This is a genomic window from Streptomyces cylindrosporus, from assembly GCF_022698165.1.
GTDB classification, from domain to species: Bacteria; Actinomycetota; Actinomycetes; order Streptomycetales; family Streptomycetaceae; genus Streptomyces; species Streptomyces cylindrosporus.
Genome location: NZ_JALDAY010000012.1, coordinates 303296 through 324319 on the forward strand (window position 1 = coordinate 303296; position 21024 = coordinate 324319).

17 protein-coding genes are annotated in these 21024 nt (G+C 71.7%); 10 read left to right on the forward strand and 7 right to left on the reverse strand.

The window, feature by feature from the left end; all coding sequences use genetic code 11:
* From MQP27_RS36440 to MQP27_RS36455, 4 genes are read right to left on the reverse strand one after another with little or no spacing between them, the layout of a single operon-like run.
* On the reverse strand, positions 1-1161 hold the full coding sequence (locus MQP27_RS36440; protein WP_242773489.1) for an acyl-CoA dehydrogenase family protein: 1161 nt from the start codon (positions 1159-1161) through the stop codon (positions 1-3).
* An 8-nt stretch (positions 1162-1169) separates the two neighbouring features.
* Complete coding sequence (locus tag MQP27_RS36445) at positions 1170-2093, reverse strand: hydroxymethylglutaryl-CoA lyase (RefSeq protein ID WP_242773286.1); 924 nt, start codon at positions 2091-2093, stop codon at positions 1170-1172.
* Positions 2090-4084 (reverse strand): acetyl/propionyl/methylcrotonyl-CoA carboxylase subunit alpha, encoded by a 1995-nt coding sequence (locus MQP27_RS36450; protein ID WP_242773289.1) that lies wholly within the window; start codon positions 4082-4084, stop codon positions 2090-2092. Before MQP27_RS36450 ends, MQP27_RS36445 begins: the two co-directional genes overlap by 4 nt.
* Before the next feature lie 6 nt (positions 4085-4090).
* On the reverse strand, positions 4091-5707 hold the full coding sequence (locus MQP27_RS36455; protein ID WP_242773292.1) for a carboxyl transferase domain-containing protein: 1617 nt from the start codon (positions 5705-5707) through the stop codon (positions 4091-4093).
* A 95-nt stretch (positions 5708-5802) separates the two neighbouring features.
* On the opposite strand from MQP27_RS36455, the gene MQP27_RS36460 reads away from it, so the two are divergent.
* The 5 genes from MQP27_RS36460 (at position 5803) to MQP27_RS36480 (ending at position 10329) form a co-directional block, all read left to right on the forward strand.
* Positions 5803-6399 carry an SACE_7040 family transcriptional regulator gene (locus MQP27_RS36460; protein WP_242773296.1) on the forward strand — a complete coding sequence of 199 codons (597 nt, stop codon included), beginning with the start codon at positions 5803-5805 and terminating at the stop codon, positions 6397-6399.
* Positions 6400-6566: 167 nt separating this feature from the next.
* Positions 6567-7724, forward strand: a complete 1158-nt coding sequence (locus MQP27_RS36465; RefSeq protein ID WP_242773299.1) for an acyl-CoA dehydrogenase family protein — start codon at positions 6567-6569, stop codon at positions 7722-7724.
* A 36-nt stretch (positions 7725-7760) separates the two neighbouring features.
* Positions 7761-8645: an acyl-CoA thioesterase gene (locus MQP27_RS36470; RefSeq protein WP_242773302.1), complete on the forward strand. Its 885-nt coding sequence runs from the start codon at positions 7761-7763 to the stop codon at positions 8643-8645.
* Positions 8646-8649: 4 nt separating this feature from the next.
* On the forward strand, positions 8650-9615 hold the full coding sequence (locus MQP27_RS36475; RefSeq protein ID WP_242773304.1) for a cation diffusion facilitator family transporter: 966 nt from the start codon (positions 8650-8652) through the stop codon (positions 9613-9615).
* Positions 9616-9657: 42 nt separating this feature from the next.
* Positions 9658-10329 carry a maleylpyruvate isomerase N-terminal domain-containing protein gene (locus tag MQP27_RS36480; RefSeq protein WP_242773306.1) on the forward strand — a complete coding sequence of 224 codons (672 nt, stop codon included), beginning with the start codon at positions 9658-9660 and terminating at the stop codon, positions 10327-10329.
* A gap of 29 nt (positions 10330-10358) precedes the next feature.
* On the opposite strand, the gene MQP27_RS36485 is transcribed toward MQP27_RS36480, so the two are convergent.
* Both MQP27_RS36485 and MQP27_RS36490 read right to left on the reverse strand, forming a co-directional pair.
* Positions 10359-11147, reverse strand: a complete 789-nt coding sequence (locus tag MQP27_RS36485) for a phosphatase (RefSeq protein ID WP_242773308.1) — start codon at positions 11145-11147, stop codon at positions 10359-10361.
* A 127-nt stretch (positions 11148-11274) separates the two neighbouring features.
* Positions 11275-12741 (reverse strand): PucR family transcriptional regulator, encoded by a 1467-nt coding sequence (locus tag MQP27_RS36490; protein WP_242773310.1) that lies wholly within the window; start codon positions 12739-12741, stop codon positions 11275-11277.
* 107 nt (positions 12742-12848) lie between these two features.
* Here MQP27_RS36490 and MQP27_RS36495 point away from each other — a divergent pair, with 107 nt between their 5' ends.
* The 5 genes from MQP27_RS36495 to MQP27_RS36515 all read left to right on the forward strand — a co-directional run bounded on the left by MQP27_RS36495 (position 12849) and on the right by MQP27_RS36515 (position 20121).
* Entirely contained in the window at positions 12849-14306 is a 1458-nt protein-coding gene (locus MQP27_RS36495) for a sodium:solute symporter family protein (protein ID WP_242773312.1), read from the forward strand.
* 14 nt (positions 14307-14320) lie between these two features.
* Positions 14321-15304, forward strand: a complete 984-nt coding sequence (gene speB, locus MQP27_RS36500) for an agmatinase (protein ID WP_242773313.1) — start codon at positions 14321-14323, stop codon at positions 15302-15304.
* A complete protein-coding gene (locus MQP27_RS36505) occupies positions 15301-16986 on the forward strand; it encodes a thiamine pyrophosphate-binding protein (RefSeq protein ID WP_242773315.1) in 1686 nt (561 codons plus the stop codon). The genes speB and MQP27_RS36505 overlap by 4 nt, the downstream gene beginning before the upstream one ends.
* A gap of 71 nt (positions 16987-17057) precedes the next feature.
* The gene (locus MQP27_RS36510; protein WP_242773316.1) at positions 17058-17414 is read left to right on the forward strand and encodes an effector-associated constant component EACC1; all 357 of its coding nucleotides are present in this window, start codon (positions 17058-17060) and stop codon (positions 17412-17414) included.
* Positions 17401-20121 (forward strand): caspase, EACC1-associated type, encoded by a 2721-nt coding sequence (locus MQP27_RS36515; protein WP_242773317.1) that lies wholly within the window; start codon positions 17401-17403, stop codon positions 20119-20121. The genes MQP27_RS36510 and MQP27_RS36515 overlap by 14 nt, the downstream gene beginning before the upstream one ends.
* A 37-nt stretch (positions 20122-20158) precedes the next feature.
* Here the strand turns inward: MQP27_RS36515 and MQP27_RS36520 are convergent, their stop codons facing one another.
* On the reverse strand, positions 20159-20965 hold the full coding sequence (locus tag MQP27_RS36520; protein ID WP_242773318.1) for an endonuclease I family protein: 807 nt from the start codon (positions 20963-20965) through the stop codon (positions 20159-20161).
* Positions 20966-21024: the final 59 nt, after the last annotated feature.

A 21024-nucleotide genomic window follows, 5' to 3' on the forward strand; every position in this document is an offset into this window, starting at 1 on the left:
TCAGCCCACCAACCCCAACTCCCGCGCGATCAGCATCCGCTGCACCTCACTCGTCCCCTCCCCGATCTCCAGGATCTTGGAGTCGCGCCACATGCGGGCCACCGGGTACTCGTTCATGAAGCCGTAGCCGCCGTGGATCTGGGTGGCGTCGCGGGCGTTGTCGACCGCGATCGTGGACGAGTACAGCTTGGCCAGGGCCGCCTCCTTCTTGAAGGGGGCGCCCGTGACCAGGCGGGACGCCGCGTCGCGCCAGGCGAGGCGGGCCGTGTGAGCCTTCATCTCCATGTCGGCGATCTTGAACTGGATGGCCTGGTTGGCGCCGATGGGCCGGCCGAAGGCCTGGCGTTCCTTCGCGTACTTCACCGACTCGTCCACGCAGCCCTGCGCGAGCCCGGTGGCAAGCGCCGCGATCGCGATGCGGCCCTCGTCGAGGATCCGCAGGAACTGGGCGTAGCCGCGGCCGAGTTCGCCCAGGAGGTTCGCGGCGGGGACCCGTACGTCCGAGAACGACAGCTCGCGGGTGTCGGAGGCGTTCCAGCCGACCTTCGAGTACGGCGCGGCCACCGTGAAGCCCGGTGTGCCGGTCGGGACGATGATCGAGGAGATGAGGGGCCTGCCGTCCGGCTTGCGACCGGTGACCGCCGTGACCGTCACCAGCCCCGTGATGTCCGTGCCCGAGTTGGTGATGAAGCACTTGGTGCCATTGATGACCCACTCGTCCGTCGACTCGTCCAGCCGGGCGGTCGTGCGCGTCGCCCCGGCGTCGCTGCCGCCGTCCGGCTCGGTCAGGCCGAAGGCGCCCAGGATCTCGCCCGAGCACAGGCGCGGCAGCCACTCCCGCTTCTGCTCGGGGGTGCCGAAGAGGTGGATCGGCATCGCGCCCAGCGAGACCCCCGCCTCCAGGGTGATCGCGACGGAGGAGTCGACGCGGGCCAGTTCCTCCAGCGCCACGCCCAGCGCCAGGTAGTCGCCGCCCATACCGCCGTACTCCTCCGGGAACGGCAGCCCGAACAGGCCCATGCGGCCCATCTCGCGGACGATCTCGTAGGGGAACTCGTGGTGCTCGTAGAACTCGCCGATCTTCGGCGCCACGACCTCGTGCGCGAACTCCTCGACGGTGCGCCGGAGTTCCTCCAGCTCGGGGGTGAGGCGGTAGTCCATGGCTGTGATCACTGCTCCTGGTGGGAGAGGGCGCGGACGGTGCGGGACGGGCTGGGTCGGCCCAGTTGTTCGGCCATCCACACGCTGGTGGCGACGAGGCGGCCGAGGTCGACTCCGGTGTCGATGCCGAGGCCCCGCAGCATCCACACGAGGTCTTCGGTGGCGAGATTGCCGGTGGCGGACTTGGCGAACGGGCAGCCGCCGAGGCCCCCGGCGGAGGCGTCGACCGTCGTGACGCCGTGTTGCAGCGCCGCGTAGGTGTTGGCGAGCGCCTGCCCGTAGGTGTCGTGGAAGTGCACGCCGATCTTCTCGACGGGTACGTCCAGTTCGGTCAGCAGCGCCCGTACGTGACCCGGGGTCGCCACCCCGATCGTGTCGCCCAGGCTCAGCTCGTCGCAGCCCATGTCCAGCAGGGCCCGGCACACCCGTACCACCTGCGGGACCGGCACCGCGCCCTCCCACGGGTCGCCGAAGCACATCGAGAGGTAGCCGCGGACATGGCCGCCCGCCTCCTTGGCGCGGCCGACCACCGGCTCGAACATGGCCAGCGCCTCGTCCACCGTGCGGTTGAGGTTGGCCTTGGCGAAGGACTCGGTGGCGCTGGCGAAGACGGCGACCCGGCGGGCGCCGAGCGCGAGGGCACGCTCCAGGCCGCGTTCGTTCGGCACGAGCACCGGGAGGTCCACCGGCAGCTCGGCCACCATCGGGAACAGCTGCTCAGCGTCGGCGAGTTGGGGCACCCACTTCGGGTGTACGAAGCTGGTCGCCTCGATCGTCGTCAGGCCCGCGTCGGCCAGCCGGCGGACGAACTCCGCCTTCACCTGCGTCGGCACGGTCGACTTCTCGTTCTGCAGACCGTCGCGTGCGCCGACCTCGTGGATCCGCACCCGCGCGGGCAGGTCCGGGGCCGGTACGACCATGGGAAGTGTCACTGGTCCTCCTCTGCCGGCGTGATGACCGCGAGCACCTGGTCCATGGCGACCGTGGTGCCCGGGGTGACGTCGAGTTCGGCGACCGTGCCGGCGTGCGGGGCGGAGATGACGTGCTCCATCTTCATCGCCTCGACCACCAACAGGCTCTGCCCGGCGGTCACTTCGTCCCCGACCGCCACCTTCACCACGGTCACCGTCCCGGGCATGGGCGCGGTCAGCGAGTCGGCGCCCGCGTGCCCCGCGCGGGTGAGGGACGCGGCGACCGGGTCGTGGTCGCGCACCTGCCAGGCGTCGCCGTCGCGGCCCAGCCAGTCGCCGGCGCGGTGGAAGGTGTGGCGGACTCCGTCGAGCATGAAGGTGAGCCGGCCCTCGGCCCCAGGACGCGGGGGCACGCCCCCGGACCCCCGGAGGGGTTCGTCCGCGCCGGGGAGCAGCAGCTCGACGCCGCCGTGCGGCGTGCTGCGCACGCGCACGGTGACCGGCTCGTGGCCCGGCACCCGAAGGTGGTGCGGGGTCCACGCCCGCTCGCCGCCCAGCCGCCATCCGTCCGCCGCCGAGAACGGGTCGGCCCAACCGGCGTCGGCGGCAGGCGCGAGCGCGGCCTGGCGGGCCAGCACCGCCGCCGCGTACACCTCCGTGGGCACCTCGTCCCGCACGAGCGCGTCCACTTCCCGCTCGACCAGCCCCGTGTCCAACTCGCCCGCCACGACCGCCGGATGGGCGAGGAGTCGGCGCAGGAACCCGGCGTTCGTCTGCACGCCCAGCGTCACCGTCTCCGCGAGCGCCGCCCGCAGCTTGCGGATCGCCGTCTCCCGGTCCGGCCCGTACGCGATCACCTTCGACAGCATCGGGTCGTACAGCGAACCGACCTCCGTGCCCTCGCTGAGCCCCGAGTCGGTGCGGATCCCGTCGCCCTGCGGCTCGGCCAGCTTCAGCACCGTGCCGCCCGACGGCAGGAACCCGCGGGACGGGATCTCGGCACAGACCCGCGCCTCGATCGCATGCCCGGTGAGCCCGATGTCGCCCTGCCCGTACGGCAGTTCCTCGCCCGCGGCCACCCGCAGCTGCCACTCCACCAGGTCCAGGCCGGTGATCAGCTCGGTGACCGGGTGCTCCACCTGGAGCCGCGTGTTCATCTCCATGAAGTAGTACGAGGACGGATCGCCGCCCGGCACGATGAACTCCACCGTGCCCGCGCCCCGGTACCCGCACGAGCGCGCCGCCTGCACCGCCGCCTCGCCCATCGCCGCGCGCGTGGCCTCGTCGAGGAGCACGCTCGGCGCCTCCTCGATGATCTTCTGGTGCCGGCGCTGCAATGAGCACTCGCGCTCGCTGAGGTGGATCACGTTCCCGTGGCCGTCCGCCAGCACCTGGATCTCGATGTGCCGGGGCCGGTCCACCCACCGCTCGACCAGGAGCGTGTCGTCGCCGAAGGAGGCGCGGGCCTCGCGGCGGGCGGCGGCGATCTCCTCCTCCAGGACGGTCAGGTCCCGCACCAGCCGCATGCCCTTGCCGCCACCCCCGGCCGACGGCTTGAGCAGCACCGGCGCGCCCAACTGCCGGGCGGCATCCGCCAGTTCGGGGTCGCGGCCGCCTGGCACGACCGGCACCCCGGCAGCCTCCACCGTCTCCTTGGCGCGGATCTTGTCGCCCATCAGGGAGATGGCCTCGGCGGGCGGCCCGATGAAGACCAGCCCGGCGTCGGCGCAGGCGCGGGCGAAGCCGGCGTTCTCGGCGAGGAAGCCGTACCCGGGGTGGACGGCCTGGGCGCCGGTGCGGGCGGCGGCCTCCAGCAGGCGCTCCGCCGACAGATAGCTCTCGGCCGCCGGTGCCGGACCGATCCGTACCGCCGTGTCGGCCTCACGGACGTGCCGGGCGTCCGCGTCCGCGTCGGAGAAGACGGCCACCGAGCGCACGCCCAGCGAGCGCAGCGTACGGATCACGCGGACGGCGATCTCGCCCCGGTTGGCGACCAGTACTGTCTCGAACATCGGTCCTCACATCCGGAAGACGCCGAACTGGGGGTCGCCCAGCGGCGCGTTGGCGCAAGCGGTCAGGGCCAGGCCGAGCACCTGGCGGGTCTCCAGCGGGTCGATCACGCCGTCGTCCCAGAGGCGGGCCGTCGCGTAGTAGGCGTTGCCCTGGCGCTCGTACTGCTGCCGGACGGGGGCCTTGAAGGCCTCCTCGTCCTCGGCCGGCCAGGACTCGCCGCGCGCCTCCAACTGGTCGCGCTTGACGGTCGCGAGGACCGAGGCGGCCTGCTCGCCGCCCATCACCGAGATCTTGGCGCCGGGCCACATCCACAGGAAGCGGGGGGAGTAGGCGCGGCCGCACATCGAGTAGTTGCCGGCGCCGTACGAGCCGCCGACCACCACCGTCAGCTTCGGCACGCGCGTGCACGCCACGGCCGTGACCATCTTGGCGCCGTGCTTGGCGATGCCGCCCGCCTCGTAGTCCTTGCCGACCATGAAGCCGGAGATGTTCTGCAGGAACAGCAGCGGGATGCCGCGCTGGTCGCACAGCTCGATGAAGTGGGCGCCCTTCTGGGCGGACTCGGAGAACAGGATGCCGTTGTTGGCGACGACGCCGACCGGGTGGCCGTGGATCCGGGCGAAGCCGGTGACCAGGGTCTGCCCGAACTCGGCCTTGAACTCCGCGAAACGCGAGCCGTCGACCACGCGCGCGATGATCTCGCGGACGTCGTACGGGGTGCGCGGGTCGACCGGCACCGCGCCGTACAGCCCGTACGGATCGACCTTCGGCTCGGCGACCGGCGTGACCTCCCAGGGCAGCTCCCCGCGCGCGGGGAGCGTCGAGACGATGTTCCGCACGATCCGCAGGGCGTGCGCGTCGTCCTCGGCGAGGTGGTCGGTGACGCCGGAGATGCGGGAGTGGACCTCGCCGCCGCCCAGCTCCTCGGCGGTGACCACCTCGCCGGTCGCCGCCTTCACCAGCGGCGGGCCGCCCAGGAAGATCGTGCCCTGGCCGCGGACGATGACCGCTTCGTCGCTCATCGCGGGCACGTACGCCCCGCCCGCCGTGCACGAGCCGAGGACGGCCGCGACCTGCGGGATCCCGGCGCCGGACATCCGCGCCTGGTTGTAGAAGATCCGCCCGAAGTGCTCGCGGTCCGGGAACACCTCGTCCTGCATGGGCAGGAAGGCGCCGCCGGAGTCGACCAGGTAGACACAGGGGAGGCGGTTGTCCAGGGCGACTTCCTGGGCGCGCAGGTGCTTCTTCACCGTCATCGGGTAGTACGTCCCGCCCTTGACGGTCGCGTCGTTGGCGACGACCACGCACTCGCGCCCGCTCACCCGCCCGATCCCGGCGATGACCCCGGCGGCCGGGGCCGCCCCGTCGTACATCCCGTCGGCCGCGAGGGGCGCCAGCTCCAGGAACGGCGACCCGGGGTCGAGCAGCGTGTCCACCCGGTCGCGCGGCAGCAGCTTGCCGCGCGCGGTGTGCCTGGCCCGCGCCTTCTCGCCGCCGCCGAGCCGGGCCGCGGCCAGCTTGCCGTGCAGCTCCTCGACCAGCGCGCGGTGCGCCGCCTCGTTGGCCCGCCAGGCCTCCGACGCGGGGTCTGCCGCGCTCGTCAGCTCCGGTGCCTCGTGCATCCTGCGGTCCCCTCACCCAGTGGCCGACTGTTAATGAGCGTTAACCATCTCCCTCAGGTTAACGACCGCTAACCTCCCTGTCTAGAATTACTTCCATGGCCACCAGAACCGACGCCCCCACCCGCCGCGAGCAGATCCTCAAGGAGGCCGCGCGGCTGTTCGCCGAGCGCGGTTTCCACGGGGTCGGCGTCGACGAGATAGGCGCCGCGGTCGGCATCAGCGGCCCCGGTCTCTACCGCCACTTCGCGGGCAAGGACGCGATGCTGGCCGAGCTGCTGGTGGGCATCAGCGGCCAGCTGCTGACGGGGGCCAAGCGGCGCCTCGCGGAGGCGGACGGGGTCGCCTCGGAGGCGGTCCTGGACTCGCTCATCGAGGGCCACATCGACTTCGCGCTCGACGACCGTCCCCTGATCACCCTGCACGACCGCGAGCTGGACCGCCTCCGGGACAGCGACCGCAAGCTGGTGCGGCAGCTCCAGCGGCAGTACGTGGAGCTGTGGGTCGGCGTGCTGCGCGAGGTCCACCCCGGGCTGGCGGAGCCCGCCGCCCGCTCCGCCGTGCACTCGGTCTTCGGCCTCCTGAACTCGACCCCGCACCTGGGCCGCCCCGGCTCCCTGCCGGGCCGCGGCGCGACGGCGCAACTGCTGCACCGGATGGCACGGGGGGCCTTCGAGGCGGCCGGGGCGGAGTGACGAGCGTTACGGGACGACCCCTCTGGACGCCCCTCCTACCCGCCGGTACGGTTGGACTCTGAGCAAGCGCTTAGCCATCGGACCGCAACCATCAATTGAGCAACCCCGACGGCGAGCAACCACATCCGCGAGAGCGGCGCCGGTTTAGGCGCAGAGAGGGGCCGGCGGTGCGCCGTACGGTGTTCAACGAGGACCACGAGGCGTTCCGGGAGACCCTCCGGGCCTTCATCGAGGCCGAGGTCGTCCCCGTCTACGACGAGTGGTTCGCCGCCGGCCAGGCGCCGCGCGACTTCTACTACAAGCTCGCCGAGCTCGGCCTGTTCGGCATCAACGTGCCGGAGGAGTTCGGCGGCGCCGGCATCGACTCGTACAAGTTCGAGGCCGTGATGTACGAGGAGACGGCCCGCGCGGGCGTCCACTTCGGCGGCTCCGGTGTGCACGTGCTGCTCGCCCTGCCGTACATCAAGATGCTCGCCACCGACGAGCAGAAGAAGCGCTACCTGGAGAAGTTCGTCACCGCCGAGGAGATGTGGGCCCTCGCGATGACCGAGCCGGGCACCGGCTCCGACCTCGCGGGCATGAAGACCACCGCCAAGCTCTCCGAGGACGGCACGCACTACGTCCTCAACGGCTCCAAGACCTTCATCACCGGCGGCGTGCACGCCGACCGCGTCATCGTCTGCGCCCGCACCGCCGCGCCGACCGCCGAGGACCGCCGCCACGGCATCTCCCTGTTCGCCGTGGACACCAAGTCCGAGGGCTACTCCATCGGCCGCAAGCTGGACAAGCTCGGCCTGCGCACCTCCGACACCGCCGAGCTCGCCTTCGTCGACGTCAAGGTCCCGGTCGAGGACCTCCTCGGCGAGGAGAACAAGGGCTTCTACTACCTCGGCCACAACCTCGCCTCCGAGCGCTGGGGCATCGCCTTCGGCGCCTACGCGCAGGCCAAGGCCGCCGTCCGGTTCGCCCAGCAGTACGTCACGGACCGCACCGTCTTCGGCAAGCCGGTCGCGTCCTTCCAGAACACCAAGTTCGAGCTGGCCGCCTGCAAGGCCGAGGTGGACGCCGCCGAGGCCGTCGCCGACCGCGCGCTCGAAGCCCTCGACGCCGGTGAGCTCACCCCCGCCGAGGCCGCCTCCGCCAAGCTGTTCTGCACCGAGGTCGCCCACCGCGTCATCGACCGCTGCCTCCAGCTGCACGGCGGCTACGGCTTCATGAACGAGTACCCGATCGCCCGCCTGTACGCGGACAACCGCGTCAACCGCATCTACGGCGGCACCAGCGAGATCATGAAGACGATCATCGCGAAGGACATGGGTCTGTAAGGTCCCGGCAATTACTGCCCGGTACAACCAGTAACCATGAGCCAGGCACTACAGGATCTCCTCGATCTGCTCGACCTGGAGCAGATCGAGGAGAACATCTTCCGCGGCCGCTCCCGGTCCGCCGTCGTCCCGCGCGTCTTCGGCGGGCAGGTGGCGGCCCAGGCGCTGGTCGCCGCCGGGCGTACGGTCCCCGCCGACCGGCACGCCCACTCCCTGCACGCGTACTTCCTGCGCCCCGGCGACCCGGGCGCGCCCATCGTGTACACGGTCGAGCGCATCCGCGACGGCCGCTCCTTCACCACCCGCCGGGCGATCGCGGTCCAGCACGGCCGGCCGATCTTCGCGCTGTCGGCGTCCTTCCAGACGTACGAGGAAGGCCTCGACCACCAGGCGCCGATGCCGCCCGCGCCCGACCCGGTCACGCTGCCCACCTCCCAGGAGCGGCTGCGTGGCTACGACCACATCCCGGCCGAGATCACCGAGCGGTTCCTGGAGGCGCGCGAGGCCGTCGACCTGCGCTATGTCGAGGAGCCGCCGTACGGGAAGTTCGGCGAGCCGCGCGAGCCGCACTCGCAGGTGTGGTTCCGCACCAACGGCAAGCTGGCCGACGACCCCCTCCTGCACGTCGTCCTCGCCACCTACGTCTCCGACATGACCCTGCTCGACTCGGTCCTCCTCGCGCACGGCCGCGGCGGCTGGGCGGTCGGTGACGTGGTCGGGGCCTCGCTGGACCACGCGATGTGGTTCCACCGCCCGTTCCGCGCCGACGAATGGCTGCTGTACGACCAGGAGTCGCCGTCGGCGTACGGCGGCCGGGGCCTCGGCCAGGCCCGGATCTACACGCAGGACGGAAAGCTGGCGGTCTCGGTCGTCCAGGAAGGCGTGGTGCGCGTCCCCCGGGAGGACCGGGGGAAAGACTGAGGGCATGACCTCAGCAGCGGACGGCGGCGGCGAGAGCACTCTCACGGTGGTCGTCGCCGCCCTCGCCAACCTCGGGATCGCGCTCGCCAAGGCGGTCGCCGGCGTCATCAGCGGTTCCAGCGCGATGCTCTCCGAGGCCGCGCACTCGGTCGCCGACACGGTCACCGAGGTCCTCCTGCTCACCGCCCTCAAACGCAGCGGGAAACCCGCCGACGAGGACCACCCGCTCGGCTACGGCCCCGAGCGGTACATCTGGGCGATGCTCGCCGCGGTCGCCACGTTCGTCGGCGGCGCGGTCTTCTCCCTCTACGACGGCGTCCACACCCTCGTCGCGGGCGAGGAGCCGGGCGACCCGCTCGTCTCGTACGTCGTCCTCGGCGTCGCCTTCCTCCTGGAGGGCTACTCCCTGCGGACGGGACTGCGGCAGGCGCGCGGCGAGGCGGCCCGCTTCAAGGCGCCCTTCAAGCTCTACCTGCGGCACACCCCGGACACCGCCGTGAAGGCCGTCGTACTGGAGGACTCGGCCGCCCTGATCGGCCTGGTCCTCGCGGCCGGGGGACTGCTCGGCGGACAGCTCACCGGCTCCGGGGTGTGGGACGGCCTGGCCTCCCTCCTCATCGGCCTGCTGCTGCTCGTCGTCGCCTGGGTGCTGGGCCGCTCCAACGCCGAGCTGCTCATCGGGCGCCCGCTGCCGAAGGCCATGCGGGAGCGGATCCGCACCGAACTGCTGGCGAGCGAGCACGTCGAGGCCGTACTGGAGCTGACCACGCTCGTGCAGGGGCCGCACGAGGCGCTGGTGGCCGCCAAGGTGGACTTCCGGGACGTGTCCACGGCGGCGCAGATCGAGTGGGCCTGCGAGCAGGCCGAGCAGCGGATCCGCGCGGTGTACCCGGCGGTGAGCAGGGTGTACCTGGACCCGACGCCGGGGTTCGCGCAGCGGCGCGAGGAGGGGCTGAGTCCCTGGCCGTGAAAGGCGGTTGAGGCCGGCTGCCGTGGGCGGTTGGATGCCGTCATGGCCGAGGAGTCGTGGAACTGGCGGGGCGGACGGATCCGGGACGCGTTCATCGTGGCCGCGGGCATCGCGGGCGAGCTGGTGGGCAGGCCCGCCGTCGCCGACGCGTGGGACAAGCCGAGCGTGCTCAGGAAGTGGAGCGTGCGGGGGCTGGCCGGGCACATGTTCTGGCAGGAGTTCGCCCTGCCGGGGATGCTCACCGCGCCCGTGCCCACGGAGCCGGTGATCCCGCTGCGCGAGTACTACCTGGACCGGGTGACCTGGCTGGACGGCGGCGCCGACTCGCCCGTCGGCGAGCGCATCCGGCAGGGCGGGGAGGCCGCGGCGGCGGACGGGCACGCGGCCCTGCGCCGGGAGATCAACAGGGCGACCGCCGACCTGTGGGGCAGGCTGCCGGACGTCCCCGCCTCCCGCCCCGTCCACATCCCCACCTGGGGCGACTGGTCCCTCGAACTCGACGACCTGCTGCTCACCCGGATGCTGGAACTCGTCGTCCACAGCGACGACCTGGCATGCAGCGTGGGCCTGCCGGCACCGGAGTTCCCGGAGTACGTGACGGCGCCGGTGATCGAGCTGCTCACCCGGCTCTCGGTCCGCCGACACGGCCCGCTCAAGGTCGTGCGGGCGCTCACCCGGGACGAGCGAGCGCCGGGTTCGATCTCCGGGATCTGAGCGGGATCTGAACGGGATCCCAGCGGGATCTAGGCCAGCCCCGCCTCCGCGAGCAGGAACGCCGTCATCGGGTCGTAGTACCGCGGGCTGACCACGTGGTCGTCGAGCGGGACGGTCACCTGTACGGTCCCCTCGGACTCGGCGAGGAACAGGGCCGGGTCGTTGGAGTCGGCGTAACCGACCGAGTCCACGCCGTGCTGACCCGCGTACCCCGCCCAGCCGTGGTCGGCGACGACGAGGTCCGGCAGCGGGCGGTCCTCGCGCTCGAGTCCCGTCAGGATGGCCTTCATCGGCTCGCCCGAGTGGGTGTGCCAGAGCGTGGCGCCGTGCTCCAGGACCGCCACGTCGGCGAACTGCATGACGTAACCCTCCTCCGTCTGCAGCCCCTCCGGGATGACCACGATCTCGCAGCCGGCCGCCCGCAGCGCCGCCGCCGTCGCCCGGTGCACGTCCAGCAGGCCGCCCGGGTGGCCGGTCGCGAACAGCACTCGCTGCCGGCCCTCGGCCGCCTTGCGCAGCCGGCCGGCCAGCCGCTCCAGGGCGGCGACCGTCAGCTCGGGGTCGATGGTGTCCTGGCCGTAGCGGTACTCCGGGTCGTCGTTCACGCCCACCCGCTCCGCCATCACCGCGAGCACGTCCTGCTCGTCGCTCCAGCGGTCGCCGAGCTCCAGGCCGAACCAGTAGTGGCGGTCGCCGTTCGCCAGCTTGCGGTAGTGGTTCAGGTTGTTCTCGCGGGGCGTCGCGACGTCGCCCGCGATGCGGGTCCGTACGAGGTGGTCGACGAGCTCGGCGCGGCTGGGGGTCCCGGGTATCGGCATGAAACCCATTGTGAGGCAGCGGACCGCGCGCGTCCCTGGCGTCCCGGACGCTGCGACGTGGGTCACGTACTCATGGTGATGAGCCGCGGTACCTATTGCCGTCACGGGACCTGTTGCTGCCGGAGACTTATTGCTGCCGGAGGGCGAACCACAACTCCATGCGTACGTCGGGGTCGTCGAGGTCGGTGCCGAGGAGCGTCGCGCAACGGGCGATCCGCTGGCGGACGGTGTTGCGGTGCACGGACAGGGCGACGGCCGTACGGTCCCAACTCCCGTGCAGCGAGAGCCAGGTGCGCAGGGTCTCCGCGAGCGCGGGGGTGCCGGCGATCGGCGCGAGCACGGCGCGGGCGTGCGCGGCGGCCTCCTCGGCCCCCACCAACTCGGCCAGCCCGCCCCGCTCCCCGTGCCGCACGAGAGCGACCCGCGTGGCCCGCGCCCGCGCGAGCGCGCGTCCGGCCTGGGCGTCGGCGGAGGCCCAGGAGTCGGGCCCGACGGGGGCACTGACGCCGAGGACCCAGCCGGGGGGCGGCACGGGGTCACGGTCGGCGGGGAGGAGGACGCGGACGACGTCACCGGCGAGATCCACGAGAGGCGAGCCGAGGGCAGCACCGAGAGCGGAGGCGGACACCGGGTCCACAGACCCCGCGTCGGTCCGGGCTTGCACCACCAGCCACCGTTCGCCACCCAGCAGCGGCGCCACCTCCTCCGGTGCCGCGCCCAGCAGCACCCGTACCAGCGCCGAGGAGCGGGCCGCTCCCGTGCCGCTCTGGTGTTCTCCCGTGAGGAGGGAGAGCAGGACCGCCGCCACCGAGGCGATCGTGTGGTCGCCCGGTTCGCGGTGCGGGGACGCCACGCCCAGGACGAAGCCCTGGCCGGCGCCCAGGGCGTAGGCGGCCAGGTGGGTGCCGGCCGCCGAGTCGGTCGCCGAGGTGGGGGTGCCCGGACCCGAGGGGCGTACGACCTCGGCGAGTCCGGCCAACGAGTCGTGGACGCCCGGCCCTTCCGGGACGCGGCCCGCCGCCGCGACCTCCACGCCCTCCGGGCCGTACAGCACCGCCCGTCCCCCCACCCGCTGGGCCAGCTGCCGCAGCACCGACGGCACCGGATCCGGGCGGGAGGCCGCCGCGGCGAGGCTCTGCTGGGCCTCCGTCACGCGGCGGAGTTCGGCGAGGCGCGCCTGGGCCATCAGCTGCCAGACCGCGCGGGCCACGCCGGAGAAGGTCGTCTGCTCAGGCACCTCGATCAGCGGGAGCTCGTACGCGTCGCAGGCCGCCACCAGCGCCCGCGGCACCGTGTCGTGCACCGGCGCCACCCCGAAGCCGAGCGCCGCGCCGCCCGCCGCCACGATCCGCGAGACGTAGTCGTCGAAGTACGTGCCGCTGCCCGCCGCCTCCGTGATGTGCACCCCGGCCGTCAGCAGCAGCTCGCCGCCCAGCAGATACGGGTACGGGTCGGCCATCTCCGAGGTGTGCGCCCAGTGGATGACGGTGTCGGGGTCGACGGGGCCCGCGATCTGCCGCAGGGCCAGGTCCTCACGGGCCAGCAGCGCGGCCAGGGGGACCGGTGGGGTGGGTGGGACTGCCGGGTCCGGCATGATGGACGTTCCCTCCATCCAGTACCGCTCGAATGGATGAAACGTACACTTCGCAGTCGCTTTCCGGCCACCTACTGTCGATCCAGACCCGGCAGAAGGAGGGCCCCATGGCCGTCGACTACACAGTGATCGTCGTCTATCTGGCCGGCATGCTGGCCATGGGCTGGTGGGGCATGCGCCGCGCCAGGTCGAAGAGCGACTTCCTGGTCGCTGGGCGCCGCCTCGGCCCCGCCATGTACTCCGGCACCATGGCCGCGATCGTCCTCGGCGGCGCCTCCACCATCGGCGGGGTCGGACTGGGGTACCAGTACGGGCTGTCCGGCGCCTGGATGGTCTTCACGATCGGGCTCGGACTGCTCGCCCTCTCCGTCTTCTTCTCCGCCCGCATCGCCCGCCTGAAGGTCTACACCGTCTCCGAGATGCTGGACCTCCGGTACGGCGGCCGGGCCGGCGTCATCTCCGGCGTCGTCATGTGGGCGTACACCCTGATGCTCGCGGTCACCTCGACCATCGCGTACGCCACCATCTTCGACGTCCTCTTCGACATGAACCGGACCGTCGCGATCATCCTCGGCGGCTCGATCGTCGTCGCGTACTCCACGCTCGGCGGCATGTGGTCGATCACCCTGACGGACATGGTCCAGTTCGTGGTGAAGACGATCGGGGTCCTGCTGCTCCTGCTCCCCATCGCGGTCGTCAAGGCCGGCGGCTTCTCCGAGATGAAGGCCGAGCTGCCGACCTCGTACTTCGACCCGCTGGGCATCGGCGGCGAGACGATCTTCACCTACGTCCTGATCTACACGTTCGGCATGCTCATCGGCCAGGACATCTGGCAGCGCGTGTTCACCGCCCGCAGCGACCGGACGGCGAGGTGGGGCGGCACGGTCGCGGGCACGTACTGTCTCGCGTACGCCCTCGCCGGTGCCGTCATCGGTACGGCGGCCCGGGTGCTGTACCCGAAGCTCGGCAGCCCGGACGACGCCTTCGCGACCATCGTCAAGGACGAACTCCCCGTCGGCGTCCGCGGGTTGGTGCTGGCCGCCGCGCTCGCCGCCGTGATGTCGACGTCGTCCGGCGCGCTGATCGCCTGCGCCACCGTCGCCAACAACGACATCTGGTCGCGGCTGCGGGGGAAGGCCACCTCGGGTGACCATGATGAGGTGCAGGGCAACCGGGCGTTCATCCTGATCATGGGCCTGGGGGTGATCGGTACGGCGATCGCGCTGAACAACGTCGTGGAGGCGCTGACGGTGGCGTACAACCTGTTGGTCGGCGGTCTCCTCGTCCCGATCCTGGGCGGACTGCTGTGGAAGCGCGGCACAGTGCAGGGGGCACTGGCCGCCGTGACCGTCGGCAGCCTGGCGGTGATCGGCCTGATGGCGGGCTACGGCATCCTCGCCAACGAGCCCGTCTACTACGGCCTGCTCGCCTCCCTCGCCGCCTACGCCGTCGTATCCCTCGTGACGAAGCCGACCGACGCGACCGTGCTGGCCACCTGGCGTGAACGGCTCGACGGCCGCGCGGCTCCCGAACCCACATCCGAACCGATCTCGGCTTCCCGCTAGAAAGGCACTCCACCATGAGCAGCAACGAGACGCCCCGCGGCCCCGTCGACTCCTCCCGCGTCCCGCGGTACGCCGGACCCGCGACCTTCGCCCGGCTGCCCCGCCTCGACGAGGTCGGCCGCGCCGACGTCGCCGTCGTGGGCGTGCCGTTCGACTCGGGCGTCTCGTACCGGCCGGGCGCCCGCTTCGGCGGCAACGCGATCCGCGAGGCGTCCCGGCTGCTGCGGCCCTACAACCCGGCGCAGGACGCGTCCCCGTTCGCCCTCGCGCAGGTCGCGGACGGCGGGGACATCGCCGTGAACCCGTTCAACATCAACGAGGCCGTCGAGACGGTCGAGGCGGCCGCCGACGAACTGCTCGGCACCGGCGCCCGGTTGATGACCCTCGGCGGCGACCACACCATCGCCCTGCCGCTGCTCAGGTCCGTCGCGAAGAAGCACGGCCCGGTCGCGCTGCTCCACTTCGACGCCCATCTCGACACCTGGGACACGTACTTCGGCGCGGAGTACACCCACGGCACCCCGTTCCGGCGCGCGGTCGAGGAAGGGATCCTGGACACCTCGGCCCTCTCCCACGTCGGCACCCGCGGCCCGCTCTACGGCAAGCAGGACCTCACCGACGACGAGAAGATGGGCTTCGGCATCGTCACCTCGGCGGACATCTACCGCCGCGGCGCCGACGAGGTCGCCGACCAGCTGCGGCAGCGCATCGGCGACCGCCCCCTCTACATCTCCATCGACATCGACTGCCTGGACCCGGCCCACGCGCCCGGCACGGGCACGCCGGAGGCGGGCGGCATGACGTCGCGCGAGCTGCTGGAGATCCTGCGCGGCCTGGCGGGGTGCAACCTCGTATCGGCCGACGTCGTCGAGGTGGCGCCCGCGTACGATCACGCCGAGATCACGTCGGTGGCCGCGTCCCACACGGCGTACGAACTGACCACGATCATGACCCGCCAGATCGCCGCGGCGAGGGCTCAGGAGAAGGCTGCGCAGTGACCCACGACCACGACCTGGAGCTCCGCCCGACGGAGGCGCAGATCTCCGCCGCCCTGAACCCTCCTCCCGGCCGCAACGGCGGAGACCTGGTCGTGGAGACCCTGGCCGGGCTCGGCGCGACCACGGTCTTCGGCCTGCCCGGCCAGCACGCCCTCGGCATGTTCGACGCCCTGCGCCGCTCCTCCCTGCGGTACATCGGCCTGCGGGTGGAGAACAACGCGGGGTTCGCGGCGGACGCGTACGGCCGGGTCACCGGCGAGGCGGCCCCGCTGCTCCTCTCGACCGGCCCGGGCGCGCTGACCTCGCTGGCCGCGCTGCAGGAGGCGGCCGCCGCCTCCGCCCCCGTCCTCGCCATCAGCAGCCAGATCCCGACCCTGGGCCTGGGCGGCGGCCGCCACGGCTACCTCCACGAACTCCCGGACCAGGCCGCGTCCTTCCGGGGCGTGGTGAAGTCGGTCCACACGGTCCGCACCCAGTCCCAGATCCCGTCCGCGATCGCGGCGGCCTGGAAGTCGGCGCTGACGGCCCCGCACGGCCCGGTGTGGGTGGAGATCCCGCAGGACGTCCTCTTGTCCGAGACCGCGATCCCCGTGGTCACGGGCGGCGATGCCCTCCCCGAAGACCTGCCCCCGCGCCCCGAACTCACCGCCGTGGCAGCCGACTTGCTCTCGCGTGCCGCCCGTCCGGCGATCATCGCGGGCGGGGGAGTGGTACGGGCGGACGCGAGCGGCAAGCTGCGCCGGCTGGCGGAGGTGCTGCGGGCGCCGGTGGTGACGACACCGGGCGGCAAGGGCGCGTTCCCGTGGGAGCATCCGCTGTCCATGCAGTCCTGGATCGAGGACCGGCACACGACGGACTTCCTGGAGGACGCCGACGTACTGCTGGTCGTCGGCTCGGGCCTGGGCGAACTCTCCTCGAACTACCACACGTTCAAGCCGCGCGGCCGGGTCGTCCAGATCGAGGCGGACCTCGGCAAGCTGGAGTCGAACCATCCGGCGCTGGGGATCCACGCGGACGCGCGCCTGGCCTTGCAGGCCCTGCTGGAGACGGTTTCCGAGCGCGAGGACCCGACCGCCGCCGACCGGGTGAGCGCGCTGCTCGCGAAGGTCGCCGACCGCATCGCCGCCCAGGAACTCACCCTGGAACAGGACGTGTTGAGGTCGGTCCGCCGGGCCCTGCCGGCCGACTCCCCGTCCTTCTGGGACATGACGATCCTCGCCTACTGGGCCTGGTCCGCCTTCGACGCCAAGGGCCCCAACCTGCTGCACTCCGCGCAGGGCGCGGGCGGCCTCGGCTACGGCTTCCCGGCGGCGCTCGGCGCGGCGGCGGCGGACCCGACCCGCCCGGTGCTCGCGGTCTCCGGCGACGGCGGCGCCCTCTACTCCATCGCCGAACTGGCGACGGCCCGCCAGTACGCCCTGAACGTCACCTGGCTGATCGTCGACGACGGCGGCTACGGCATCCTCCGCGAGTACATGACGGACGCGTTCGGCGAGCCGACGGCAACGGAGCTGACGCGGCCGGACTATGTGGCCCTGGCCGAGTCCTTCGGGGTGCCGGGGGTGCGGACGACCCCGAAGACCCTGGAGACGGACCTGGCCAAGGCGCTCGCCGCTCCGGGCCCCTCGGTGGTCGTACTCCCGGCGGTGCTGCGGATGTTCGCGCCTACGCATCTCGACTGACGGCGCCCTGGACTGACGCCCCGTGACGATCTAGTCTCGGTGCGCATCTACGGGGGAAGTTGCTACTGAGCATGACAGTCGAATTACGCGTCTACGTGAACGGCGTCGGGCAGCTGGACGGTCTGCGCGAGTGGATGGGCGGGCATGCCGGCGTCGAGGTGACGGTCGTGGAGCCGCCGCCCGAGCGCAACAGCCAGGGCACCGTGTGGGACTTCCTGTCGGTGGTGTGTGCCGCGGGCGGGCCGATCGTCGCCGCGGTGACCGCGCTGCAGCTGTGGATCGGCGCCCAGACCACCGAGATCGAGGTGGAGGTCGACGGGCGGCGCATCCGGGTGAACGGGCGCAACGCCGAGGCCAAGCTCCGCGAGGTCATGGAGGTCGCCAGGGCACTGGAGGCGCCGGCGGAGGCCCCGGATGACCCGGCGTGACGACATCGACTTCGGCCGGTCGCGCGCCATCCTGCTGGGCACCTCGAAGTACACGGCCGGATTCCAGGACCGCAGCCCCATGCCGGCGGCGCTCAAGAGTCTGGAGGAGATGCGCCGGGTACTGACCGGGCCCGCCGAGTGGCCCGCGAAGCGCATCAGCTCCTTCGCGGACCGGCGCGACAGCAGCAAGGTCCTGCGGGACATCGCCAAGCTGATCGACGACGTCGACGACGTGCTGCTGTTCTACTACGTCGGCCACGGCCAGCTGCTGATGAGCAACAGCGGGCGTCACGACCTCGGGCTCGCCCTCACCGACACCAGCGAGGAGCCCTCGCAGCGGGCCCTGACCTCGCTCCGCTTCCGTGAGGTGCGCGAGCTGCTGGAGCGCAGCAACGCCCGCATGAAGATCTTCGTCCTCGACTGCTGCTGCGCCGGCATCGCCACCCGCTACGCCGAACCCGCCGCCGGCCTCACCGGCCACGCCGACGGCTCCACCCCGACGCGCGGCGCCGGCACCTACATCTGGACCGCCTGCAAGCACACCCAGAAGACGTACTTCGAGGAGAAGGCCGGCGGCCTGACCTACTTCACCAAGTTCCTGGCGGAAGCGGTCCGGGAGGCGCACGCCGAGGACTCGCTCGGGGCGACCGTGGCCGACCTCCACGCCGACGTCCGCGGCCGGCTGCGCGGCACGAGCCTGCCGGACGTGAGCATTCCGCCGATGCCGGACCTGCACTACAGCGGGCAGCCGGACCAGTTCCTGTTCGTGCGCGGCCAGGCCGCGGTGCGGGCCGCCGACGAGTTCCGCTTCGAGCCGCTGAAGCACACCGACCCCCGCAAGGTCGGCCCGTACCTCCTCAAGGCACGCCTGGGCGAGGGCGGGGCCGGCCGCGTCTTCCTGGCGTTCACGCCCGGTGGGCAGCCGCTCGCCGTCAAGGTCCTGCACGACGACCTGGCCCAGGACCCGGAGTTCGCGAAACGCTTCGCCCGCGAGGTCGACATCGCCCAGCGGGTGCGCGGCAACCATGTCGCGCAACTGGTGGCCGCCGATCCCTGGTCCGACCCGCCCTGGCTCGCCGCCGCCTACGTGTGCGGGCCGTCGCTGCTCGAACTGGTCAGGGAAGCCGGTCCGCTGCCCGCCCGCGACGTGATGCTGATCGCCTCGGGGATGGCCCGGGGCCTCGGTGACATCCACGCGGTCGGCGCCGTCCACCGCGACCTGAAACCCGCCAACGTCATGCTGGACGAGACCGGGCCCAAGGTCATCGACTACGGGATCGCCAAGTCCGTCACGGCCACCCGGATGACCCACACGAACACGCAGCTGGGCACCCCGGCCTACCGGTCCCCGGAGCAGGCGACGGGACGGCAGCCGGTCACCGTCAAGTCGGACATCTTCACGCTGGGCGCCACGATCTACCACCTGGCCACCGGCAAGGACGCCTTCGCGGCCGAGGACCCGCTCGGGGTCATCAACCTCATCGCGCACGAGGAACCCGATCTCGACGCCCTGGACGAGGAGGTCCGGGACCTCGTCCGGCAGTGCCTGGCCAAGGACCCCGACCAACGGCCCACCGCCGCAGGGGTGGTGGAGATCTGCGCGGCGGCCACCGGCCCGCTCAAGCCCGGCGCCTATCTGCCCGTCGAGAAGGCCGCACCCGGCATCCACGCCCGCAACCAGGCGCTGCGCCGCCTCATGCAGACCGAGGCCGTCAAACGGTCGCCCGTCACCCCGCCACCGCCCCAGCCACCCGGTCCCGGCGGTCCCGGCACGCCACCGCCCCCGACGCCACCCACCCCGCAGGTGCCCCGGGGAGCGCTCGGCGCCCTGCTCGCCCTGGTCTGCCTGGTGCTGCTGATCTGGCTGCCGGTCCACTTCGCCGACGCCGGCTCGGGCGACGACGACAAGAGCTCCGGCTCCACCCGGCCGACGGTGGACACATCCTCGTACACCGCACCGGAACCGGATCCGACGACCCCGGACGATCCGACGACCGAACCCGAGGACACACCGACGCCGAGTCCCAGTCCGACGAGTTTCTGGGAGACGACGGGTGCGGGCGACTGCGTCGCCAACGAGGGCACGTACGAGAAGCCCGTGCTGCGGAAGGTCGGCTGCTCGGGTGGGGACTTCAAGGTGGTGCGGGCGTTCGACGACACCTCGGACACCGGAGAGTGCTCCGGAACCCCGGACAGCGACTACACCGTGGGCAACGCCTACTACGACCGGGTGCTCTGCCTCTCCTACAAGGCCACCAGCGCCTACCACGCGCAGGCCGGCGAGTGCGTCTTCGGCCCCAACTCGGCGGGCAGCGCCTGGTACCAGCAGTCCTGCGCCACGGGCAACTTCACCGTGAAGGCACGGCTCACCGGTACGGACGACCCGTCCCGCTGCCAGGCGTACGCCAATGTCGAGGAGAGCATCAAGAGCACGACCAAGTGGAGCCAGTTGAACGTCGTGCACTGTCTCTCGATGAACTTCCCCGACGCCGCCGGCCGCGCCCCGGTCGGATCCTGCCTGCTGATGACCGGCTCCGGGCAGCGGCACAGCTTCCAGGCGGCCTCGTGCGGTGTCGCCAACGTGGTGGTCACCGGCCGTGTGTCCGCATACGACGACACCGCCTACTGCGGATCCAACGGCTGGACCACCTGGCGCTCCGGCGCGTTCCCGGACATCGCCTACACAGTGTGCTTCAGACGCAACTGAGCGGTCCTGCCGCCCAGTTGCGCCCGCGGCGCGTCGCCTACCAGATCGCGTCCACCCACTCCGGGTGGTCGATGAACGGGTTGCGGTTGTGCTGGTAGGTGTTGTAGATGACGTTGTTGCGGTTCTCCTCGAAGGAGTCCGGCGGGTCCTCGTCGTTCCACTGCTTCAGGACCGAGAGCTTGCCGATGTAGGGAGTCGAGCCGTTGGCGACCTTGTCGTCGGGCTCCAGGTCCGCGAAGCCGTCGTCGCCCTCGTAGCGGACGGCCATGTAGAGGATCATGCGGGCGACATCGCCCTTGACGGCGTCGCGCGGCTCGAAGGAGTCCGAGTCGACCTTGCTGCCGCCGCTGTTGGTGAAGGTGGAGCCGCCCTCGTCGAAGTCGAGGTTGCCGCGCTTGGCGTTGACCGCGACGTCCTCCGGGCGGATGTGGTGCAGGTCGGTGCCCGGCCCGGTCGAGGTGGTGAGGTCGCCGTGCGAGATCGCCCACACGTGCTCGCGGTTCCAGTCGCCGCTGTCACCGCCGTTGAGCGACTTGCTGCGGGAGATGCCCGAGTAGAGCAGGATCACGTTGCTGCTGTTGTTCGGGTCCTGGTCGGTGACCTTCAGCGCGTCCCAGAGCGCCGAGTACGACAGCTTCGACACCCCCGAGCTGATGATCGTGTGCAGGGAGGACTTGAGGCTGGTGCCCGTCTTGCCGATCGCGTTCTTGTAGTACGTCGAGTCGTACGCGGTCGTCGTCGCGGCGGCCGGGGTCGCTGTCACGGCCGGGGCGGCCAGCCCGACCAGTACGGCGGCGGTGGCCAGGGCCACCGACTTCCAGCGGCGTATGCCTGTCGCCAGCATAAAGGTTGTCCCATCTACGCGGGTTGAATGGAGGCGGCAAGAGGGAGAGTGACATGGAC

Coding starts and splice junctions, on each gene's coding strand:
- MQP27_RS36455 (WP_242773292.1), bottom strand. CDS start 5,707: ATGCACGAGGCACCGGAGCTGACGAGCGCGGCAGACCCCGCGTCGGAG.
- MQP27_RS36510 (WP_242773316.1), top strand. CDS start 17,058: ATGACAGTCGAATTACGCGTCTACGTGAACGGCGTCGGGCAGCTGGAC.
- MQP27_RS36440 (WP_242773489.1), bottom strand. CDS start 1,161: ATGGACTACCGCCTCACCCCCGAGCTGGAGGAACTCCGGCGCACCGTC.
- MQP27_RS36450 (WP_242773289.1), bottom strand. CDS start 4,084: ATGTTCGAGACAGTACTGGTCGCCAACCGGGGCGAGATCGCCGTCCGC.
- MQP27_RS36485 (WP_242773308.1), bottom strand. CDS start 11,147: ATGCCGATACCCGGGACCCCCAGCCGCGCCGAGCTCGTCGACCACCTC.
- MQP27_RS36480 (WP_242773306.1), top strand. CDS start 9,658: ATGGCCGAGGAGTCGTGGAACTGGCGGGGCGGACGGATCCGGGACGCG.
- speB (WP_242773313.1), top strand. CDS start 14,321: ATGAGCAGCAACGAGACGCCCCGCGGCCCCGTCGACTCCTCCCGCGTC.
- MQP27_RS36495 (WP_242773312.1), top strand. CDS start 12,849: ATGGCCGTCGACTACACAGTGATCGTCGTCTATCTGGCCGGCATGCTG.
- MQP27_RS36490 (WP_242773310.1), bottom strand. CDS start 12,741: ATGCCGGACCCGGCAGTCCCACCCACCCCACCGGTCCCCCTGGCCGCG.
- MQP27_RS36460 (WP_242773296.1), top strand. CDS start 5,803: ATGGCCACCAGAACCGACGCCCCCACCCGCCGCGAGCAGATCCTCAAG.
- MQP27_RS36475 (WP_242773304.1), top strand. CDS start 8,650: ATGACCTCAGCAGCGGACGGCGGCGGCGAGAGCACTCTCACGGTGGTC.
- MQP27_RS36470 (WP_242773302.1), top strand. CDS start 7,761: ATGAGCCAGGCACTACAGGATCTCCTCGATCTGCTCGACCTGGAGCAG.
- MQP27_RS36515 (WP_242773317.1), top strand. CDS start 17,401: ATGACCCGGCGTGACGACATCGACTTCGGCCGGTCGCGCGCCATCCTG.
- MQP27_RS36520 (WP_242773318.1), bottom strand. CDS start 20,965: ATGCTGGCGACAGGCATACGCCGCTGGAAGTCGGTGGCCCTGGCCACC.